Origin of the sequence: Streptomyces sp. ERV7, from assembly GCF_001653515.1 — a bacterium.
GTDB lineage: Bacteria > Actinomycetota > Actinomycetes > Streptomycetales > Streptomycetaceae > Streptomyces.
On sequence record NZ_LYOY01000040.1, the window covers coordinates 540,182 to 558,851 of the forward strand.

Consider the following 18,670-nt stretch of genomic DNA (forward strand, 5'->3'; position numbering starts at 1 on the left):
GCAGGTCAGCTGGTCAGGTCGAACTCACTCAGGGCGATGAGGGCGTCACGGACCCGTCACGGCGCCGCCGCGTCGATCGCCTTCACGATCCGCTTGTCCGAGACGGGGAACGCGGTGCCCAGCGCGTGCGCGAAGTAGCTCACCCGCAGCTCCTCGATCATCCAGCGGATGTCCAGGACTTCGCGCGGTACGGGCCGTCCCTGCGGCATCTGCTCAAGGAGCCACGCGTACTCGTCCTGCATCTCGTGGACCTTCTCCATGCGCGTGGTGTCGCGCTGCACGGACGTCGGCATCTGCTGGAGGCGCCGGTCCACCGCCACCAGATAGCGCATCAGGTCCGGCAGCCGGCGCAGCCCCGTCGCGGTCACGAAGCCGGCCGGCATCAGGGCCGCCAGCTGCTCCCGTACGTCCTGGAGGTTGTTGATCAGGACCAGGCTGTTCGTGCCCTTGAGACGGCGCTCACAGGCCTGCCAGGCGGCCAGGATCTGCTGGACCTGCCCCACCGTCCGCACGGTCGCGTCGACGAGGTCGGCGCGCACCTTGTCGAACAGCTTGCGGAACGACTCCTCGTCCCAGGCCGGGCCCCCGTGGTCCGCGATCAGCTTGTCGGCGGCGGCCATGGCGCAGTCGTCGAAGAGCGCCTGGACCGAGCCGTGCGGATTGCGGGACAGGGCGAGCTTGTGCTGGTTGGTCAGCTTGTCCGAGGCGAACTTCGCCGGGTTCACCGGGATGTTCAGGAGGATCAGCTTCCGGGTGCCGCGCCACATCGCCTGCTGCTGCTCGGCCTCGGTGTCGAAGAGCCGTACGGAGACGGTCTCGCCGGAGTCGACCAGCGCCGGGAAGGCCTTCACTGGCTGTCCCGCGCGCTTGGTCTCGAAGACCTTCGTCAGGGTGCCGATCGTCCAGTCCGTGAGGCCCGTGCGCTCGATGGAGACACCGCCCGAGGGGGCGGCCGCCGCGGCGGCCTGGGAGAGCGCCTGACGGGCCTTGGGGCGCAGCTGGAGCTTGAGCGCCTCCAGGTCCTTGTCCTCGGCCAGCTTGCGGCGCCGCTCGTCGACGATCCGGTACGTGATCTTCAGATGGTCCGGGACGCGCGTCAGGTCGAAGTCCTCGGCCGTCACCGGGACCCCCACCATCCGCTGGAGCTCGCGCGCCAGCGTCATCGGCAGCGGCTCCTGGAGGGGCACCGCGCGCTCCAGGAACTTCGTGGCGAAGTTCGGCGCGGGCACGTAGTGGCGGCGGATCGGCTTGGGGAGGGAACGGATCAGCTCCGTCACCACCTCCTCGCGCAGGCCCGGGATCTGCCAGTCGAAGCCCTCGTCGGTGACCTGGTTGAGGACCTGGAGCGGGATGTGGACGGTGACGCCGTCCGCGTCCGCGCCCGGCTCGAACTGGTAGGTGACCTTGAACTTCAGCCGGCCCTGGCGCCAGTTGTCCGGATAGTCGTCCTTGGTGACGGCGAGCGCCGACTCCCGGATGAGCATCTCCCGCTCGAAGTCCAGGAACTCCGGCTCGTCATGGCGCTTGTGCTTCCACCAGGAGTCGAAGTGGGCGCCGGAGACGACGTGGTCGGGCACCCGCTGGTCGTAGAAGTCGAAGAGGGTCTCGTCGTCGACCAGGATGTCGCGGCGCCGCGCCCGGTGCTCCAGCTCCTCGACCTCGGTCAGGAGCTTGCGGTTGTCGGCGAAGAACTTGTGGTGGGTGCGCCAGTCGCCCTCGACCAGCGCGTTGCGGATGAACAGCTCGCGCGAGGCCTCCGGGTCGATGCGGCCGTAGTTCACCTTGCGGTTGGCGACGATCGGCACGCCGTACAGCGTGACCCTCTCGTACGCCATCACCGCCGCCTGGTCCTTCTCCCAGTGCGGCTCGCTGTAGGTGTGCTTGACCAGGTGCTGGGCCAGCGGCTCGATCCACTCGGGCTCGATCTTCGCGTTGACCCGCGCCCACAGCCGGGAGGTCTCCACGAGCTCGGCCGACATCAGGACCTTGGGCTGCTTCTTGAACAGGGCCGAGCCGGGGAAGATCGCGAACTTGGCGCTGCGGGCGCCCAGGTACTCGTTCTTGTCGGTGTCCTTGAGCCCGATGTGCGAGAGCAGACCGGCGAGCAGCGACACATGGACGTGCTGCTCGGGGGCGTCGTCCTCGTTGAGGTGGATGCCCATGGTCTTGGCGACCGTGCGCAGCTGGGAGTAGATGTCCTGCCACTCGCGGATGCGCAGGAAGTTGAGGTACTCCTGCTTGCACATCCGGCGGAAGCTGGAGGAGCCGCGCTCCTTCTGCTGCTCGCGCACATAGCGCCACAGGTTGAGGAAGGCGAGGAAGTCGCTGGTCTCGTCCTTGAAGCGGGCGTGCTGCTGGTCGGCCTGCTGCTGCTTGTCGGAGGGGCGCTCGCGCGGGTCCTGGATGGAGAGCGCGGCCGCGATGACCATGACCTCGCGGACACAGCCGTTCTTGTCGGCCTCCAGGACCATCCGGGCGAGCCGCGGGTCGACCGGCAACTGCGCCAGCTTGCGGCCCATCGGGGTGAGCCGCTTGCGGGGGTCCTTCTCCGCCGGGTCCAGCGCGTGCAGCTCCTGGAGGAGCTGGACGCCGTCGCGGATGTTGCGGTGGTCCGGCGGGTCGATGAAGGGGAACTTCTCGATGTCGCCGAGCTCCTGGAGGAGCTGGACGCCGTCGCGGATGTTGCGGTGGTCCGGCGGGTCGATGAAGGGGAACTTCTCGATGTCGCCGAGCCCGGCCGCGGTCATCTGGAGGATGACGGAGGCCAGGTTGGTACGGAGGATCTCCGCGTCGGTGAACTCGGGCCGGGCGAGGAAGTCGTCCTCGGAGTAGAGCCGGATGCAGACGCCGTCGCTGGTACGGCCGCAGCGGCCCTTGCGCTGGTTGGCGCTGGCCTGCGAGACCGCCTCGATGGGCAGGCGCTGCACCTTGGTGCGGTGGCTGTAGCGGGAGATACGGGCGGTGCCCGGGTCGATCACGTACTTGATGCCCGGCACGGTCAGGGAGGTCTCGGCGACGTTGGTCGCGAGAACGATCCTGCGGCCGGTGTGCTGCTGGAAGACGCGGTGCTGCTCGGCGTGGCTCAGGCGCGCGTACAGCGGCAGCACCTCGGTGAACCGGAGGTTCTTCTTGTTGAGCGCGTCCGCCGTGTCGCGGATCTCGCGCTCGCCGGAGAGGAAGACCAGGATGTCGCCGGGGCCCTCGGACTGGAGCTCGTCGACGGCGTCGCAGATCGCGGTGATCTGGTCCCGGTCGGCGTCCTCGGAGTCTTCCTCCAGGAGCGGGCGGTAGCGCACCTCGACGGGATACGTACGCCCGCTGACCTCGACGATCGGCGCCTCTCCGAAGTGCCGCGAGAAGCGCTCGGGGTCGATGGTCGCCGAGGTGATGACGACCTTGAGGTCGGGGCGCCTGGGCAGCAGCTGGGCCAGATAGCCCAGCAGGAAGTCGATGTTGAGGGACCGCTCGTGGGCCTCGTCGATGATGATCGTGTCGTAGGCGCGCAGCTCGCGGTCCGTCTGGATCTCCGCGAGCAGGATGCCGTCCGTCATCAGCTTGACGAAGGTCGCGTCCTGGTCGACCTGGTCGGTGAACCGGACCTTCCAGCCGACCGCCTCGCCGAGCGGGGTCTTCAGCTCGTCCGCGATGCGGTCGGCGACGGTGCGGGCCGCGATCCGGCGGGGCTGGGTGTGCCCGATCATGCCGCGCACGCCCCGGCCCAGCTCCATACAGATCTTGGGGATCTGGGTGGTCTTGCCGGAGCCGGTCTCACCCGCGACGATCACGACCTGGTGGTCCCGTATCGCCTCCAGGATCGCGTCCTTCTTCTGGCTGACCGGGAGCTGCTCCGGGTACGTGACCTCGGGCATGCGGGAGGCCCGCCGGGCGACGCGCTCGGCGGACTTCGCGGCCTCGGCGGCGATCTCGTCGAGCACGGCCTGCCGGGCGTCGGGCTTCTTGATGCGGCGGGCGCCGTCCAGACGGCCCCCGACGAGCCAGCCGCCGCCGGACCCGCCGGTGACCCCGAAGCCGAGCGACTCGCCGTCGGCCTCGCCGGCCGCCGACACCCGCACCACGGCCCTTCGCGATCTTGGCGAGGGCTCGGCTAACGGGACCGAGCCGGCGGCATCTCCGCAGGTGGGGCCGGTTTAGTCGGGGTATGCCAGGGCTGGTGTGAGGTGGATCGCACAGGAACGGTTTGCGCTCCTGTGGGGGGAGTGCGTATGGTGGTAGATCGTTTGATCCCATTGCCCGGCGCCGACACAGAAGAGCGCCGTGTGGCGCGTACTCTCCCTAGCCGTGGCTGACCGCATAGAGGCGGTCGAATTGCGAATCACGGAGTTGACGGGCGCGTGCCGAGACTCCGGAAGGTTTCGCATTTCGCATGTCCATTTCCAGTACTGATAACACCGTCATGCCCGAGAACGACGAGATCGTCGTCGCCGAGGCTGTCGAGACCGTAGAGCCCACCGAGATCACCGAGGCCGCTGAGGCCGCTGAGGCCCAGGTCGACGAGGCCGCCGAGCCGACCGTCACCTTCGGGGACCTCGGTCTGCCCGAGGGCGTCGTGCGCAAGCTCGCCCAGAACGGTGTGACCACCCCCTTCCCGATCCAGGCCGCGACCATCCCGGACGCCCTGGCCGGCAAGGACATCCTCGGCCGTGGCCGTACCGGCTCCGGCAAGACCCTCTCCTTCGGTCTGCCGACCCTGGCGCAGCTCGCCGGCGGCCACACCGAGAAGAAGAAGCCCCGCGCGATCATCCTCACGCCGACGCGTGAGCTCGCGATGCAGGTCGCGGACGCCCTCCAGCCGTACGGCGACGTGCTCGGCCTGAAGATGAAGGTCGTCTGCGGCGGCACCTCGATGAGCAACCAGATCTACGCCCTGGAGCGCGGCGTCGACGTCCTCGTCGCCACCCCGGGCCGACTGCGCGACCTCATCAACCGTGGCGCCTGCTCGCTCGCGAACGTCCAGGTCGCCGTCCTCGACGAGGCCGACCAGATGTCCGACCTGGGCTTCCTGCCCGAGGTCACCGAGCTGCTCGACCAGATCCCCGGCGGCGGTCAGCGCATGCTCTTCTCCGCCACCATGGAGAACGAGATCAGCACGCTGGTCAAGCGCTACCTGAGCAACCCGGTCACGCACGAGGTCGACAGCGCGCAGGGCAACGTCTCGACCATGACCCACCACGTCCTCGTCGTGAAGCCGAAGGACAAGGCGCCGGTCACGGCCGCGATCGCCGCCCGCGAGGGCCGCACGATCATCTTCGTCCGCACCCAGCTGGGCGCGGACCGCATCGCCGAGCAGCTGTGCGAGTCGGGCGTGAAGGCCGACGCGCTGCACGGCGGTATGACCCAGGGCGCGCGTACCCGAGTCCTCGAGGACTTCAAGAAGGGCTACGTCAACGCGCTCGTCGCCACCGACGTCGCCGCGCGCGGCATCCACGTCGACGGCATCGACCTGGTCCTCAACGTGGACCCGGCCGGCGACCACAAGGACTACCTGCACCGCTCGGGCCGTACCGCCCGCGCCGGCAAGTCCGGCGTCGTCGTGTCGCTGTCCCTGCCGCACCAGCGCCGTCAGATCTTCCGGCTGATGGAGGACGCGGGCGTCGACGCCTCGCGCCACATCATCCAGAGCGCCGGCGCCTTCGACCCCGAGGTCGCCGAGATCACCGGCGCCCGTTCGCTGACCGAGGTCCAGGCCGACTCCGCGAACAACGCCGCCAAGCAGGCCGAGCGCGAGGTCGCCGAGCTCACCAAGCAGCTGGAGCGCCTGACGCGCCGTGCCGGCGAGCTCCGCGAGGAGGCCGACCGCCTGGTCGCCCGCTCCGCCCGTGAGCGCGGCGAGGACCCGGAGGCCGCTGTCGCCGAGGTGGCCGAGGCCGCCGAGGCCGAGGTCGCTGCCGCCGTGGTCGCCGCCGAGCCGGTCGCGCAGGAGCGTCCGGCGTACGAGCGCCGTGACGACCGGGGCAACTACGCCCGTCGTGACGACCGCGGGGACCGTGGCGGCGACCGTGGTGGCTTCCGCCGTGACGAGCGTCGTGACGACAACCGTGGTGGCGGCTTCCGTCGCGACGACCGTCCCTCGGGTGGCTTCAACCGCGACCGCAACGACCGTGGCTTCGAGCGTCGTGACGACAACCGCGGTGGTGGTTTCCGCCGTGACGAGCGTCGTGACGACAACCGTGGTGGCGGCTTCCGTCGCGACGACCGTCCCTCGGGTGGCTTCAACCGCGACCGCAACGACCGTGGCTTCGAGCGTCGTGACGACAACCGTGGTGGCGGCTTCAACCGCGACCGCAACGAGCGTCCCTCCGGCGGTTTCAACCGCGACCGCAACGACCGTGGCTTCGAGCGTCGTGACGACAACCGCGGTGGTGGTTTCCGCCGTGACGAGCGTCGTGACGACAACCGTGGTGGCGGCTTCCGTCGCGACGACCGTCCCTCGGGTGGCTTCAACCGCGACCGCAACGACCGTGGCTTCGAGCGTCGTGACGACAACCGTGGTGGCGGCTTCAACCGCGACCGCAACGAGCGTCCCTCCGGCGGCTTCCGCTCCGGTGGCGGCGACCGCCCGTTCAACCGTGACCGCAACGACCGTCCCGCGGGCGGCTTCCGCTCCGGCGGCAGCGGCGACCGCCCGTACGGCCGCCGTGACGACCACCGGGGCAGCAGCACCGGCACCAACACCGGCTCCTTCGGCCGCCGCGACGACAAGCCGCGCTGGAAGCGCAACGGCTGACGCGTGAGCTGACGCTCGAAGAGAGCTGACGCTTCAACAGAAGGGCCCGTACGGCACCCGATGGGTGCGGTACGGGCCCTTCCGTTTCCCCCTTTATATGCACCTCGGGGCACACCTGGCTCCTGTTAATCTCAAACCACTCGTGTGGGGGGTTCCAGAGAGCCGGGGGGGCTTTTCTGTGCACTGCTGCGGCGCCGCGCGCCGCGCGCCCTCCCATGCCTGAACGGCTTCGGGAGTATCAACTTGAGACGTCACACACTCGTGCGCAGCGCGATCGCCACCGTCACGGCGCTCGGCATCGCGGCCGCCATCGCCCCGCTGACGGCGGCCCCGGCCTTCGCGGCGGATGCGCCCGCGGAACTCACCATCCCCGCTGAGCGCACGCCCGACTACAACGCGACCGTGATCAACGGCGCGGGTGAGAGCGGCTATCTGTCCGGCTGGACCCAGTCCGGGTTCAACTGGACCTCGTACGCGGACGGCTCCACCGCGCCGGTCGTCATGCCGCAGGGCAGGACCACCGCATGGGGCACCGGCACGGACACCCTCGTCCTCACCGGCAAGGACGACGTCTCGGTCGTCCAGCGGAACATGAAGGACGGCTCGGAGCGGACCGTGGCGCTGCCCAAGGGCCAGCGGTTCGCGGGGACCTTCGGCGATGTCGTGGTCACCGACGGCACGCTCGGCATGTCCCTCCTGTACTGGGAGGACGGCAAGGTCCAGGAGAAGGCGGTCGGCGGGGGCGGCGGTGAGATCCACTCGCTCTACCAGGGCAACAAGGACGGCATCTTCGTCCAGAAGGACCTGTCCGGCATGACCGTGATCTGCTGGCTCGGCCGCGACGGCCTCGCCCGCCCCACCCACCTCACGGCGGAGCAGTTCGACAACGGCAAGATCGAGGTCGGCGGCGACCGTGCGGTCCAGTGGACCAAGGACGGCAAGGCCACGGTCTGGAAGACCTCGGACTTCTGGGCCTCCACGGACCAGCTGACGATCCCCGGGTACGAGAGCTCCCAGCTGCTCGGCGCGGTCGGCGACAACGTCCTGGTGGCGCGCCGCGTCTCCACCGGCGGCCAGGAGCGGTACTCCTCGCTCGACTACCGCGTGGTCGCCGTGCCGCTGAAGGGCGGCCCCGAGCGGGTCGTCCTGGAGAAGGCGACCGCGATGGCCCGCTTCAAGACCGACGGGACGATGCTGATCGGCGCGGTGGTCGACGGCCACCAGGGTGTGTACGCGGTGGGCTCCTCGCTGGACGTCACCAAGGTCCGCGAATCGCCCGCCCTCGCGTCGGTGCCCACGGCGCTCACCCTGGCGCAGGGCCGTCTGAACACGGTGGACCGGGTGCCGGGCGAGGACGGCCCGAGCACACGGCTGCGCGGCGTCGACCTGTCGGTCACCGGCCCGCTGACGGCCGGTCCGCGCACCGACCGGGGCGCGGACGCGACCGGTGAGACCCCGGAGATCCGGGCCACCGGCGACGGTCGCCTGGTGTACCGGCTCGCCGACGGCACGGTGAAGGTCCTCGACGAGGGCGCCAAGCCGCCCGCGCGCACGCTGGCCGTCAAGGCGGACGAGCTGCGGGTGTCGGGCCGTTACGCGGCCACCCACCGGCAGGGCGAGCAGCTCCGGGTCACCGACCTCGACACGGGCTCGGTCGTCTACACGGGCATCAACACCCGCACCTTCGCCCTCTCGGGCAGCACCCTGTGGACCGGCGGCGAACCGGGCGTCGCCCAGGCCATCGACGTCCGTACGGGCAGGGCCACCGGCAAGGGGATGTCCGCCCCCTGTCTGATGACCTCGCTCCAGGCGCAGGGCGGCAACGTCTACTGGGAGTGCGACCGGGACAAGTCCGGGGTGTACGACACGGTGGCCGAGAAGAACACCGAGCTGCCCGCGCACCAGGGCGCCCTGCTCGGCGACGGTTATGTCGCCTGGCAGAAGGACGGCGAGCTGAACGTCACGGACCTGAGCGGCGGCACCGGCACGCACAAGGCGGGCAGGCCCGCCGTGGCCGAGCCCGGCCGGGGCTGGACCGTGGACCGCTTCGGCGGCGCGGTGGCGTACGTGGACGAGCGGGGCGACACGCGGGTGGCGCCGTCCGGAGTCCAGAGCGCTCCCGTACGCGTGCTGGACGAGGACTTCCCGGCGACCGTCGACGCCAAGTCCGCGGCGCGGACGGTCCGTTGGTGGGCCTCGAAGCCGCTGGTCTCCTGGGATCTGGCGCTGGTGGACCTGGCGACCCGCAACACGGTCCTGACGGCCACCGGCCAGCAGGCGCGCGGCCAGGTGCGCCTGGACTGGGACGGCAAGGGCGGTGAGGTCCCGGCCAACACCATGCGGTGGATGACCCTCGACCCCGAGGCGCGCGAGGACGTGCTCACCGACTGGGAGGACCGCTGGGCGCCGATGGTGCTGCCGCAGCTGCGGCACGGGGTGGAGATGCGGCCCAACCACGTGGAGCTGCGCCGTCTGGAGGCCGAGATCCAGGCCGACCCCGTCGCCGGGCCGCTCTACCGGGAGTCCGGGGCCACCCCGATCCCGTACCCGGACGGCTCGGAGCGGCCCATCCGCCACAGCCGGTACGGGCCCGGCTGGGTCACCACCTGTGTGGCCGAGCCGGTCACCTCGCCCGGCGCCCGGGTGATGCTGCTCCTCTACACCCCGGGGGCGTCGCTCGTGAGCCGCAATCCGGTGCTGAGCGCGCCGCTCACGAGCTGAGCGCACGACCGGCGCGGCCGAGGAGCGGGGCCATGCGCGGAACGATTCCTTCCGGCTGATCCCTGTTCGAATTCCCAGGAACGAATTCCAGCCGTCTCAAGTAGGTTGAGCTTTCGCCCGTCGGCCATTCGAGGGAGCCCACTCGTGCCCGCTCACATAGCCCTCCCCGCCGTAGTTCTGCCGGACCACGTCATCGCAACGGATGAGATCTGCGCGGACATTCGACGTGCCCACCCCGATCGTCCGCGGCTGGAGGCGCACCTGCGGATAGCCCGGGCGACCACCGTCAGGACCCGCCGTTTCACCCGTCCCCTCGACGCCCCGACCGTGGCCGGAAATGCCACCATCGAGGAGCGGAACAGGGCGGCGTACGAAGACGCGCTGCGGCTCGCGGTCCGCTCCGGTCGACAGGCCCTGGCCCACGCCGGCCTCGCCCCCGACGACATCGACTGCGTCATCACCAGCCACACCACCTCCTGGACCGTGCCGTCCCTCGACGTCGCCCTCGTCCGGGAACTGGGCCTGCGGCCGGACGTGCGCCGGATCCCCATGGCGACCGTCGGCTGCGCGGGCGGCGCGCACGGCCTGGTCCGGGCCCACGAGGACATCGCCGCGCACCCGGGCTCCCACGTCCTGGTCGTCGTCGCGGAGTGCCTGTCGACGGCCACGTACAACCACACCGACACCAGCCGTGAGTCGATGATCTACAAGGTGCTCTTCGGGGACGGCTCGGGTGCGGTCGTCGTCTCGGACACCCCGGCCTGGAGCGGGCCGAGCTTCGTCATCGAGGACACCTTCGAGTACGTCCTGCCCGACAGCCTCGACCGCTACCGGGGCCGCCTCTCGGGGGCCGGTCTGCACTTCGACTCCACGGCCGCCGCCACCGCCGCCCTCAACGACAGCCTCCCGGCGGTACGCAAATGGCTCGGCGGCAGCGGGAAGGCCCTCCAGTTCGCGGTCGTCCACCCGGGCGGGCCCCGGGTCCTGGAGGACGCGGCCGCCGGGTTCGGCCTGGACGGCGACCGCGACCACGGCGATCTGCGGCACGCCTGGGCGAGCCTGGCCGCCAACGGGAACCTGGGCGGCTCGGCCGTCCTCGACGTGCTGGCCCGTACCTTCGCGCAGGCCCCCGGCGACCGCCAGTCGGGCCTGATCATCGGCTTCGGCCCGGGGTTCGTCCTGGCGGCCTCGCGGGGCCACTGGTCGGCGTGAGCGGGGGGTCCCGCGCAATCCGGTACGGAGCACCTCCCCGCATGCCGTACAGTTGTGTTTACCGACGCGGGGTGGAGCAGCTCGGTAGCTCGCTGGGCTCATAACCCAGAGGTCGCAGGTTCAAATCCTGTCCCCGCTACTGAAGTCCTTGGGCCCGGCACATGAAAATGTGCCGGGCCTTTGGCTTTCCCGGGTTTTCCCGGGTCTTCCCCGGGCGTTCCGAACAAGTCCCGAGCCCGTCAGCCCGTCGGCCCGTCAGCCGGTTATGCCGCCACCTCCGCCACCAGGAACGGGCGGTACGTGAAGCCGAGGCTCTCGTACAGGCCTATCGCCGGGCGGTTGGCGTCCTCCACCATCAGGCACGCCGTCCCGTGCGCGGCCAGCGCCTCGGCGAGCACCTTGGTGACGACCGTACGGGCCAGGCCCCGCCCCCGCGCCGACGGACGCACGGCGACGCCCGCCAGCAGCCCGGCCTCGGGGGAGGGCCAGGCGAGCGCGGCGACCGCGGTGAGGCGGCCCGCGTCGTCCCGGGTGCCCGCCCAATGCTCCACGCCCGGCGCGCCCGGCACCGCGTACGAGCCCGGGAAGGCCTCCGCGAGCAGCGCGCCTATCTCCTCCGCGTCCTCGTCCGCCAGCCACCGCGCCTTGCCCTCGTCCGCCGCGCCCGCCTCGGCGGGCGACAGGGGACGCGTACGGCTCATCCAGCCGAAGGTGGCCAGCGGCCGCAGGGCCGGCAGCGCCTTGATCAGGTCCCGTACGGTCGCCTCGTCGCCGAGCGGGCTGTAGCCGGGGCCGGTCTCGGCGAGCACCTCGGCTACCAGCGGGGCCAGCGACTCGACGGGGCCCGAGACGGCCAGCCGGTCGTGGCGGGAGAGACAAGGGGCGGCGACGGCGAAGGCGCGCCCGTCCTCGCTCGCCCAGGCGCGGGAGGTCCCGGCCAGGCCCTGGGCGGCCCACAGCAGGGCCGGGTCACAGGGCAGGGCGGCGGTCGAGCGAAGTTCGTGCATGGGACACGAGCCTGCGGTCGGCCTCGGTACGGCGTCAAATCACGAGAGGGGCCGGCAGGAGACGCCCGGTGCCTCGCCGACCGAGGGGTGTACGTACAGTAGTCTCGCCCGTGCTATGCGTGAGCGTCTGGCGGGACTGCTGGGAGCGGCGACGCGGCGGAAGGTGCCCGCGGTGCCGCTCTTCCTCGCCCTGTGCGCGCTCCTGATGTGTCTGTCCCTGCCGCTGGCACTGCCGCTCTCACCCGCCCCGCCCTGGGTGACCGCGCCCTCGTACACCAAGGGCGGTGTTCCCTCCGTGCACGGCGGCCCCGCGGCCCGGCGCCATGCCCGGGGGACCTGTGTACGGGGCCGGGCCGGGCCCCGCAGATGCCGGGCGCGGCTGATCGCGACGGGCGCGGACCGCCACTAGGGCCGGTCGTCACGCCCCGCGACGCCCGGGCCCGGTGCGCACCCGGTTGGCCGAGGCGCGTTCGCGGGCGGCGGCGGCGCCCGGCACCCTGGGTGGGGCGCGGAACGTCGGCGGCCCTGCGGACGGGCAGGAGGCCACAGGTGCGGCAGCGATCGGACGGCGACGGCCGGGAGGTCTCCCGGCGCCTCGCCCTGGTGCGCGTCCTGCCCGCGCTGCTCCTCGTCTTCGGGGTCGCCCTCGACGCGGCGACGCCGCCCGATCTGACCGCGGCCGCCCTCTTCGCGGCCGCGCCGCTGATCGCGGCCCCCTTCGCCGGCCCCCTCGGCACCGCCGTCACGGGCGCCGCGGCGGTCGGGGCGGTGCTGCTCACCGAGTATCTGCACGACATCCCCAGCACGGGCGAGGCGGTCAGTGAGCTGTTCACCGTCACCACCGTCGGCGCCCTGGCCCTGTTCATCAACCGCATGCTGCGCCGCAGCGGCGAGCGCCTCGCCTCGGCCCGGGTCATCGCGGAGACCGCGCAGCGCGCCGTGCTGCCGACGCCCGCCGAACGCATCGGGGGCCTCCAGGTGGCCGCGCGGTACGAGGCGGCCCAGGCCGACGCCTTCATCGGCGGGGACCTCTTCGCCGTCCAGGACACGCCGTACGGGGTGCGGCTGGTCGTCGGGGACGTCCGGGGCAAGGGGCTGGAGGCGGTCGAGGCGGTGGCCGTGGTCATCGGGGCGTTCCGGGAGGCGGCCGAGCAGGAGACGAGCCTGGAGGCCGTGGCCGGACGCCTTGAGCGCGCGCTGACCCGGGAGGGCACCCGGCGCAGCGGCCTGGACGCCTTCGAGGGGTTCACCACGGCCGTGCTCGCCGAGATCCCGCGCGGCGCCGCGACCGTACGGCTGGTGAACCGGGGCCACCCCGAGCCGCTGCTGCTCCACGCCGACGGGGCGCTCGACGCGCTCGCCCCGTCCGACCCCGCGCTGCCGCTGGGGATGGCGGAGCTGGGGGTGTGGCCGGACCGGGCGGACGCGTACCCCTTCCCGGCCGGGGCGACGCTGCTCCTCTACACCGACGGCCTCTCAGAGGCGCGCTCGGTGCGGCCGCCGGGGGTCTTCTACGACCCGCACGAGCGGCTGCGCGGCCGGCTCTTCCCGGGGCCGGAGCAGGTCCTGGACGCGCTGGTCGACGATGTGCGCAGGCATACGGGCGGGGGCGCCAGCGACGACATGGCGCTGCTCGCGGTGGGGCGGCCGGGGGAGCGGCAGCCGGAGCGGCGGCGGACGATGCCGGTGGTCCCGTGACGGTCCGTGGTCGAACGGCGTCCCTGTGCACAACAATTGACACACCGTCAGCAGTTGTCCCCAACGATCACCGGGAACAGCTTGGAATCCGGTCCCCCTGTCTATTAACGTTCGATAACGCAGCGCGGTCGTCCCAGCCGTCGCAGAGACGGCACCGTGCGCACGCGCCGAATCCCGAAAGGGAACCGGGGAACCACCAACTTGGGGTGAATCGGGCACCTTTGCGCCTTTGAAGAGGTGCCCGTAGGAGACCTTCCTGCTCCGAACCCGTCAGCTAACCCGGTAGGCGAGAAGGAAGGAAAGGAGTGCGCCCCCGTGGCGTCCAACGAGCCTGCCCTCGGCACCCAGCCGCCTCCCCCCGTCTCCCTGTACGGGACCGCGCCCAGCGACACCGAGGTGTGGGAGGAGTGGAACCCCACGGAGGAGTCCCTGCCCTCCGTGCGCGGCCGGCACCGCGTCATCAAGCAGCGCGGCGGGCTCGCCCGCAGCTCCACCGTCCTCGGCGTCGGCGTCATAGCCGCGGTCGGCGCGGGCGGCATGGCCAGCGCGCAGAGCAAACCGCCGGTCTCCATATCCCTGCCCGACGCGGTAGCGGACAACCTCCCCGACGTGAAGTCCCTGCCGGGTGTGGGCACGCTGATCTCCGACATCGCGGGCGACGAGAAGCCCGACGCCTCCCCGGCCGCCCGGGCCGACGAGGCCGTCGCGAGCGCCCCCCTCACCATGGCGGGCGTCTCCCGGGCCGAGGCCGAACAGGGCGCCACCGGCGCCGGCGAGGCCCTGCGCGCCCGTATCCTCCAGCAGGCCGAGCAGCAGCAGAACGGCGCCGAGGCCGAGGCCAAGGCGGTCGCCGAGAAGGCCGCGGCGACGAAGGCGGCGGCCGAGGCGAAGGCCGCGCAGAGCGCCGCCGCGCAGAAGGCGGCCGCGGAGAAGAAGGCCGCCGAGGAGGCCGCCGCCAAGAAGGCGGAGGAGGAGCGCCTCGCCGAGCTCGCCAAGAGCTTCTCGCTCCCGGTCTCCTCGTACACGATCACCTCGACGTTCGGCGAGGCCGGCTCGATGTGGTCCTCCGGCCACCACACCGGCCTCGACTTCGCGGCCCCCACCGGCACCCCGCTCAAGGCGATCCACGGCGGCACGGTCAAGTCGGCGGGCTGGTCCGGCTCGTACGGCTACCGCACGGTCATCGAGCTGGAGGACGGCTCGGAGCTCTGGTACTGCCACCAGTCCTCGATCGCGGTCAGCGCCGGGCAGAAGGTGACGACGGGCGAGACGATCGGCCGCGTCGGCGCCACCGGCAACGTGACGGGCCCGCATCTGCACCTGGAGGTGCACACCCCGGGCGGCACGGGCATCGACCCGATGGGGTGGCTGCAGTCGAAGGGCCTGAACCCGTAGGGAAAGCCGTGGAGAACTCGTAGGGCCCCCAGGTGGGGACGGGGCGCGAGGAATAGCCGTGCCCCGTCCGCCCGTTCACCCCCCATGACCTCTCTGCGCCCCCTAGGCTCCTCCGACCTGTCCGTCTTCCCGCTCGCCCTCGGCGGCAACGTCTTCGGCTGGACCGCCGACGAGGCCGCGTCCTTCGCGGTGCTCGACGCGTACACCGAGGCGGGCGGCAACTTCGTGGACACCGCCGACGTCTACTCGGCGTGGGCCCCAGGCAACGAGGGCGGCGAGTCCGAGAAGATCATCGGCAGGTGGCTGGCGGCGCGCGGCAACCGCGAGGACGTCGTCGTCGCCACCAAGGTCGGCGGGCACGCCGAGCTCAAGGGGCTCGCCGCTCCCACCATCAAGGCCGGGGTCGAGGCGTCGCTGCGCCGGCTGGGCACCGACTACATCGATCTGTACTACACGCACTTCGACGACGAGTCCGTGCCCGTCGAGGAGATCGTCACCGCCCTCGACCAGCTGGTGCAGGAGGGCAAGGTGCGCGCGGTGGCCGCCTCCAACATCTCCCCCGGGCGCCTCCAGGACTCGCTGGACTTCTCCGACCGCGAGGGCCTGGCCAAGTACGTCGCCCTCCAGCCGCACTACAACCTGGTCTCGCGCGACACCTACGAGGGCGGCCTCCAGCACACCGCCGCCCGCTCCGGCCTGGCCGCCGTCCCGTACTTCTCGCTCGCCTCCGGGTTCCTCACCGGCAAGTACCGCCCGGGCCAGGACGTCCGGAGCGCGCGGGCCGGGAGCGCCGCCAAGCACCTGGGGACCGACCGGGGCACGAAGGTGCTGGCCGCGCTCGACCGCATCGCGGCGGCGCACGAGGCGGAGCCCGCGAGCATCGCGCTCGCCTGGCTCGCCGCCCAGCCGACCGTGGTCGCCCCGATCGCCTCGGCCCGTACGGTCGAGCAGCTGCCCGCGCTCCTCGCGGTCGCGGACCTGGAGCTCACGGACGCGGAGCTGAGCGAGCTGAAGACCGCGTCGGCGTAACCCGTCTCAAGCCGCGGGGGGCCCGGCGGCCTCAGCGCAGATACGGGTTGTACGGGGAGGCCTGGCCCTGTCCGTAGGGGGCCTGGTTCCCGTACGGGGTCTGGTTTCCGTAGGGGGCCTGCGGGCCGTACGGATGCGGCTGCGGCGGGATCCAGATGCCCTAGGAGCCCCCCGCTCCCCAACCACCCGTTAGTGGAGCCCGCCCCGGCGCGGGGCGGGCCCGCACATCAGACCGGCCGAGAGCGCAGCCCCTCCAGCAGGATGTCGAGCAGCCGGGCCGAAGCCGCGGCCTGCTGATGCGGATCCGGCAGCGACGGCGCCGCCGTCGCTATCACGAGCAGCACATCGGCAACGGTCACATCGCCGCGCAGCTCACCCGCCTCCCGGGCCCGGTCCACCAGCTGTCCGACCACCGCGAGCAGCTCGGCCGCTCCCGCGTCGTCCAGCTCGTCCGCCGGTGCCGTGCGCGGCTCGACGACCCGCAGGTCGGGCACGAGCGGCGCCCCGGGCAGCCCGGCCTGCCGCTGCTGCGGCACCCGGACCTCGTGGGCGGAGGCGGCGGCCGCGTCCAGCGACTCCACCGACTCCAGCACCGGGCCCGTCGCGGCCCCGCCGACCACCGTCGACTCCTCGGCGTCCACGTCCACACCGACCCGCAGCACCTGCGGCGGCAGCAACCGCCCGGCCCCGGACGCCACCGACGTCCGCAGGAACCGGGAGAGCGCCGACCACGGCTCCTCCTCCTGACCGAGCGCGGTCCGCGCCTGATCGGTGAGACGCGCGGTCTCCTCCTCGGCTATCCGCCGCACCAGCACGTCCTTGCTCGGGAAGCGCCGGTACACCGTGCCCACGCCGACGCGGGCGCGGCGCGCCACGTCCTCCATCGGCGCGCCGTAGCCCAGCTCGCCGAAGACCTCGCGCGCGGCACGCAGCACGTGCTCCAGATTGCGCTGGGCGTCCACCCGCAGCGGTGCGGAACGGGAGGCGGAAGCGCTCCCACCACCGCCGACCGCACCCACACGTCCATTGCCGTCCGCCGACGCGACGACGGCGGACTGCCAATGAGAGTCCTGAATATGCATAACCGTTCCCCCGGTAATGACGTCTCCCCCCGGAGACTCCCCGCCCTGCTGACAGTCGGGTGGCCGGACCCGACACCCCGACGAGGTACGAACATAGTTGAGCCGGAGTCAATTCAGAAGGGGGTTGTTCCGCACGGTGTGCCCCCCGATCGGAGCAAGGACCGGAACCTTCCCGATTCGGACCCCCTCGTTGCCCCTATCTCCCCGCCCTGACCTGCGCATTCTCCCCGACTGGCGAGAAATCCCGGCACTTGTTCCGGCCACATCCGTCAGTCACACAATTTGCCGGGCCTGTGGACAAACACCGGTCTCCGATGCCTCATGGGATGGTGAAGGCTGCGATCAATCGGGGGTCGAGCCCCGAACCACCGCCCGGCACGCGCATTCTCGTCGTCGGCGGCGGCTACGTGGGGATGTACACGGCGCTGCGTCTGCAGCGCGAGCTCAAGGCGCAGTTGCGCGACGGCCGGGTGGGGATCACCGTCATCACCCCGGACCCGTACATGACGTACCAGCCGTTCCTGCCGGAGGCGGCGGCCGGATCCATCTCGCCCCGTCACGTCGTCGTACCGCTGCGCCGCGTCCTGGACCGCTGCCACATCGTCATCGGCGAGGCCCGGCGCATCGACCACGCCGCGCGGACCGCGACGGTGACCACCCTCGCCACCGAGGAGGAGGGCACCGGCCCGGTCGAGATCGGCTACGACGAGCTGGTCCTCGCCCCCGGATCGGTCTCCCGCACGCTCCCGGTCCCGGGCCTGGCCGACTACGCCATCGGCTTCAAGACCGTCGAAGAGGCCATCGGCCTGCGCAACCACGTCATCGAGCAGATGGACATCGCCTCCTCCACCCGCGACCCCGCCGTCCGCGACGCGGCCCTCACCTTCGTCTTCGTCGGCGGCGGCTACGCGGGCGTGGAGGCGCTCGCCGAGCTGGAGGACATGGCCCGCTACACCGCGCGGTACTACCACAACATCAAGCCCGAGGACCTGAAGTGGATCCTCGTGGAGGCCAGCGACCGCATCCTGCCCGAGGTCGGCGAGGAGATGGGCAAGTACGCCATCCGGGAGCTGCGCGGCCGCAACATCGACGTACGCCTCCAGACGCGCCTCGACTCCTGCGAGAACCGGGTCGCGGTGCTCAGCGACGGCGCCCGCTTCCCCACCCGTACGGTCGTGTGGACCGCCGGGGTCAAGCCCGCGCCCGTCCTCGCCGCCACCGATCTGCCGCTCAACGAACGCGGCCGCCTCAAGTGCACCGCCAAGCTCCAGGTGGAGGGCGTCGAGCACGCCTGGGCGGCCGGGGACGCCGCCGCCGTACCGGACGTCACGGCCGACGAGAAGGACAAGGAGTGCGCGCCCAACGCCCAGCACGCGGTGCGCCAGGCCAAGGCACTCGCCGAGAACATCGCCGCGTCCGTCGACGGACGGCCCCTGCGCGAGTACGCGCACAAGTACGTGGGATCGGTCGCCTCCCTCGGCCTCCACAAGGGCGTCGCCCATGTCTACGGCCGCAAGCTCAAGGGCTACCCGGCCTGGTTCATGCACCGCGCCTACCATCTGAGCCGCGTCCCCACCTTCAACCGCAAGGCGCGCGTGCTCGCCGAGTGGACGCTCGCGGGCCTGTTCAAACGGGAGATCGTCTCGCTCGGATCGCTGGAGCACCCCCGCGCCGAATTCGAGCTCGCGGCGGGCGGCCGCCCGGCCGGGCGGGGTCCCGAACCCGGCCCCAAGGGGCCCGGCGGCAAGGAGAACTGACGGTTGTCAGTGCGGTCCGTCACA

Annotated in this window: 11 protein-coding genes, 1 tRNA gene and 1 riboswitch; of the genes, 9 read left to right on the forward strand and 3 right to left on the reverse strand. The window is 71.7% G+C overall.

Annotation, left to right across the window (positions count from 1 at the left end; translation table 11 throughout):
• Positions 1-56 precede the first annotated feature (56 nt).
• The gene (hrpA, locus tag A8W25_RS17010; RefSeq protein ID WP_079126265.1) at positions 57-3,980 is read right to left on the reverse strand and encodes an ATP-dependent RNA helicase HrpA; all 3,924 of its coding nucleotides are present in this window, start codon (positions 3,978-3,980) and stop codon (positions 57-59) included.
• A gap of 404 nt (positions 3,981-4,384) precedes the next feature.
• Here hrpA and A8W25_RS17015 point away from each other — a divergent pair, with 404 nt between their 5' ends.
• The 4 genes from A8W25_RS17015 to A8W25_RS17030 all read left to right on the forward strand — a co-directional run bounded on the left by A8W25_RS17015 (position 4,385) and on the right by A8W25_RS17030 (position 10,817).
• Entirely contained in the window at positions 4,385-6,745 is a 2,361-nt protein-coding gene (locus A8W25_RS17015) for a DEAD/DEAH box helicase (RefSeq protein ID WP_067162375.1), read from the forward strand.
• A gap of 243 nt (positions 6,746-6,988) precedes the next feature.
• Positions 6,989-9,466: a hypothetical protein gene (locus tag A8W25_RS17020; RefSeq protein ID WP_158942581.1), complete on the forward strand. Its 2,478-nt coding sequence runs from the start codon at positions 6,989-6,991 to the stop codon at positions 9,464-9,466.
• A 144-nt stretch (positions 9,467-9,610) separates the two neighbouring features.
• Positions 9,611-10,678, forward strand: a complete 1,068-nt coding sequence (locus A8W25_RS17025; RefSeq protein ID WP_067162379.1) for a PhlD — start codon at positions 9,611-9,613, stop codon at positions 10,676-10,678.
• A gap of 65 nt (positions 10,679-10,743) precedes the next feature.
• A tRNA-Met gene (locus tag A8W25_RS17030) sits at positions 10,744-10,817 on the forward strand.
• Positions 10,818-10,941: 124 nt separating this feature from the next.
• Here the strand turns inward: A8W25_RS17030 and A8W25_RS17035 are convergent.
• Positions 10,942-11,685, reverse strand: coding sequence for a GNAT family N-acetyltransferase (locus A8W25_RS17035; RefSeq protein ID WP_067162382.1), 744 nt, complete (start codon positions 11,683-11,685; stop codon positions 10,942-10,944).
• A gap of 115 nt (positions 11,686-11,800) precedes the next feature.
• On the opposite strand from A8W25_RS17035, the gene A8W25_RS34020 reads away from it, so the two are divergent.
• From A8W25_RS34020 to A8W25_RS17055, 4 genes are all read left to right on the forward strand, one after another.
• Complete coding sequence (locus tag A8W25_RS34020) at positions 11,801-12,094, forward strand: hypothetical protein (protein WP_067162384.1); 294 nt, start codon at positions 11,801-11,803, stop codon at positions 12,092-12,094.
• 140 nt (positions 12,095-12,234) lie between these two features.
• Complete coding sequence (locus A8W25_RS17045; protein ID WP_067162386.1) at positions 12,235-13,383, forward strand: PP2C family protein-serine/threonine phosphatase; 1,149 nt, start codon at positions 12,235-12,237, stop codon at positions 13,381-13,383.
• Positions 13,384-13,538: 155 nt separating this feature from the next.
• Positions 13,539-13,687: riboswitch (cyclic di-AMP (ydaO/yuaA leader) on the forward strand.
• A gap of 11 nt (positions 13,688-13,698) precedes the next feature.
• Positions 13,699-14,778, forward strand: a complete 1,080-nt coding sequence (locus tag A8W25_RS17050) for a M23 family metallopeptidase (protein ID WP_067162387.1) — start codon at positions 13,699-13,701, stop codon at positions 14,776-14,778.
• 84 nt (positions 14,779-14,862) lie between these two features.
• On the forward strand, positions 14,863-15,807 hold the full coding sequence (locus A8W25_RS17055; protein ID WP_067162389.1) for an aldo/keto reductase: 945 nt from the start codon (positions 14,863-14,865) through the stop codon (positions 15,805-15,807).
• A gap of 227 nt (positions 15,808-16,034) precedes the next feature.
• On the opposite strand, the gene A8W25_RS17060 is transcribed toward A8W25_RS17055, so the two are convergent.
• Positions 16,035-16,889 carry a TetR/AcrR family transcriptional regulator gene (locus tag A8W25_RS17060; RefSeq protein ID WP_067162391.1) on the reverse strand — a complete coding sequence of 285 codons (855 nt, stop codon included), beginning with the start codon at positions 16,887-16,889 and terminating at the stop codon, positions 16,035-16,037.
• A 326-nt stretch (positions 16,890-17,215) separates the two neighbouring features.
• On the opposite strand from A8W25_RS17060, the gene A8W25_RS17065 reads away from it, so the two are divergent.
• Positions 17,216-18,646, forward strand: coding sequence for an NAD(P)/FAD-dependent oxidoreductase (locus A8W25_RS17065; protein ID WP_067162393.1), 1,431 nt, complete (start codon positions 17,216-17,218; stop codon positions 18,644-18,646).
• Positions 18,647-18,670 lie beyond the last annotated feature (24 nt).

What these genes read in the sequence shown, in the direction of transcription:
- A8W25_RS17015 (WP_067162375.1), top strand. Translation starts at nt 4,385, where the DNA reads ATGTCCATTTCCAGTACTGATAACACCGTCATGCCCGAGAACGACGAG.
- A8W25_RS17035 (WP_067162382.1), bottom strand. Translation starts at nt 11,685, where the DNA reads ATGCACGAACTTCGCTCGACCGCCGCCCTGCCCTGTGACCCGGCCCTG.
- A8W25_RS34020 (WP_067162384.1), top strand. Translation starts at nt 11,801, where the DNA reads ATGCGTGAGCGTCTGGCGGGACTGCTGGGAGCGGCGACGCGGCGGAAG.
- A8W25_RS17055 (WP_067162389.1), top strand. Translation starts at nt 14,863, where the DNA reads ATGACCTCTCTGCGCCCCCTAGGCTCCTCCGACCTGTCCGTCTTCCCG.
- A8W25_RS17060 (WP_067162391.1), bottom strand. Translation starts at nt 16,889, where the DNA reads ATGCATATTCAGGACTCTCATTGGCAGTCCGCCGTCGTCGCGTCGGCG.
- A8W25_RS17065 (WP_067162393.1), top strand. Translation starts at nt 17,216, where the DNA reads ATGGTGAAGGCTGCGATCAATCGGGGGTCGAGCCCCGAACCACCGCCC.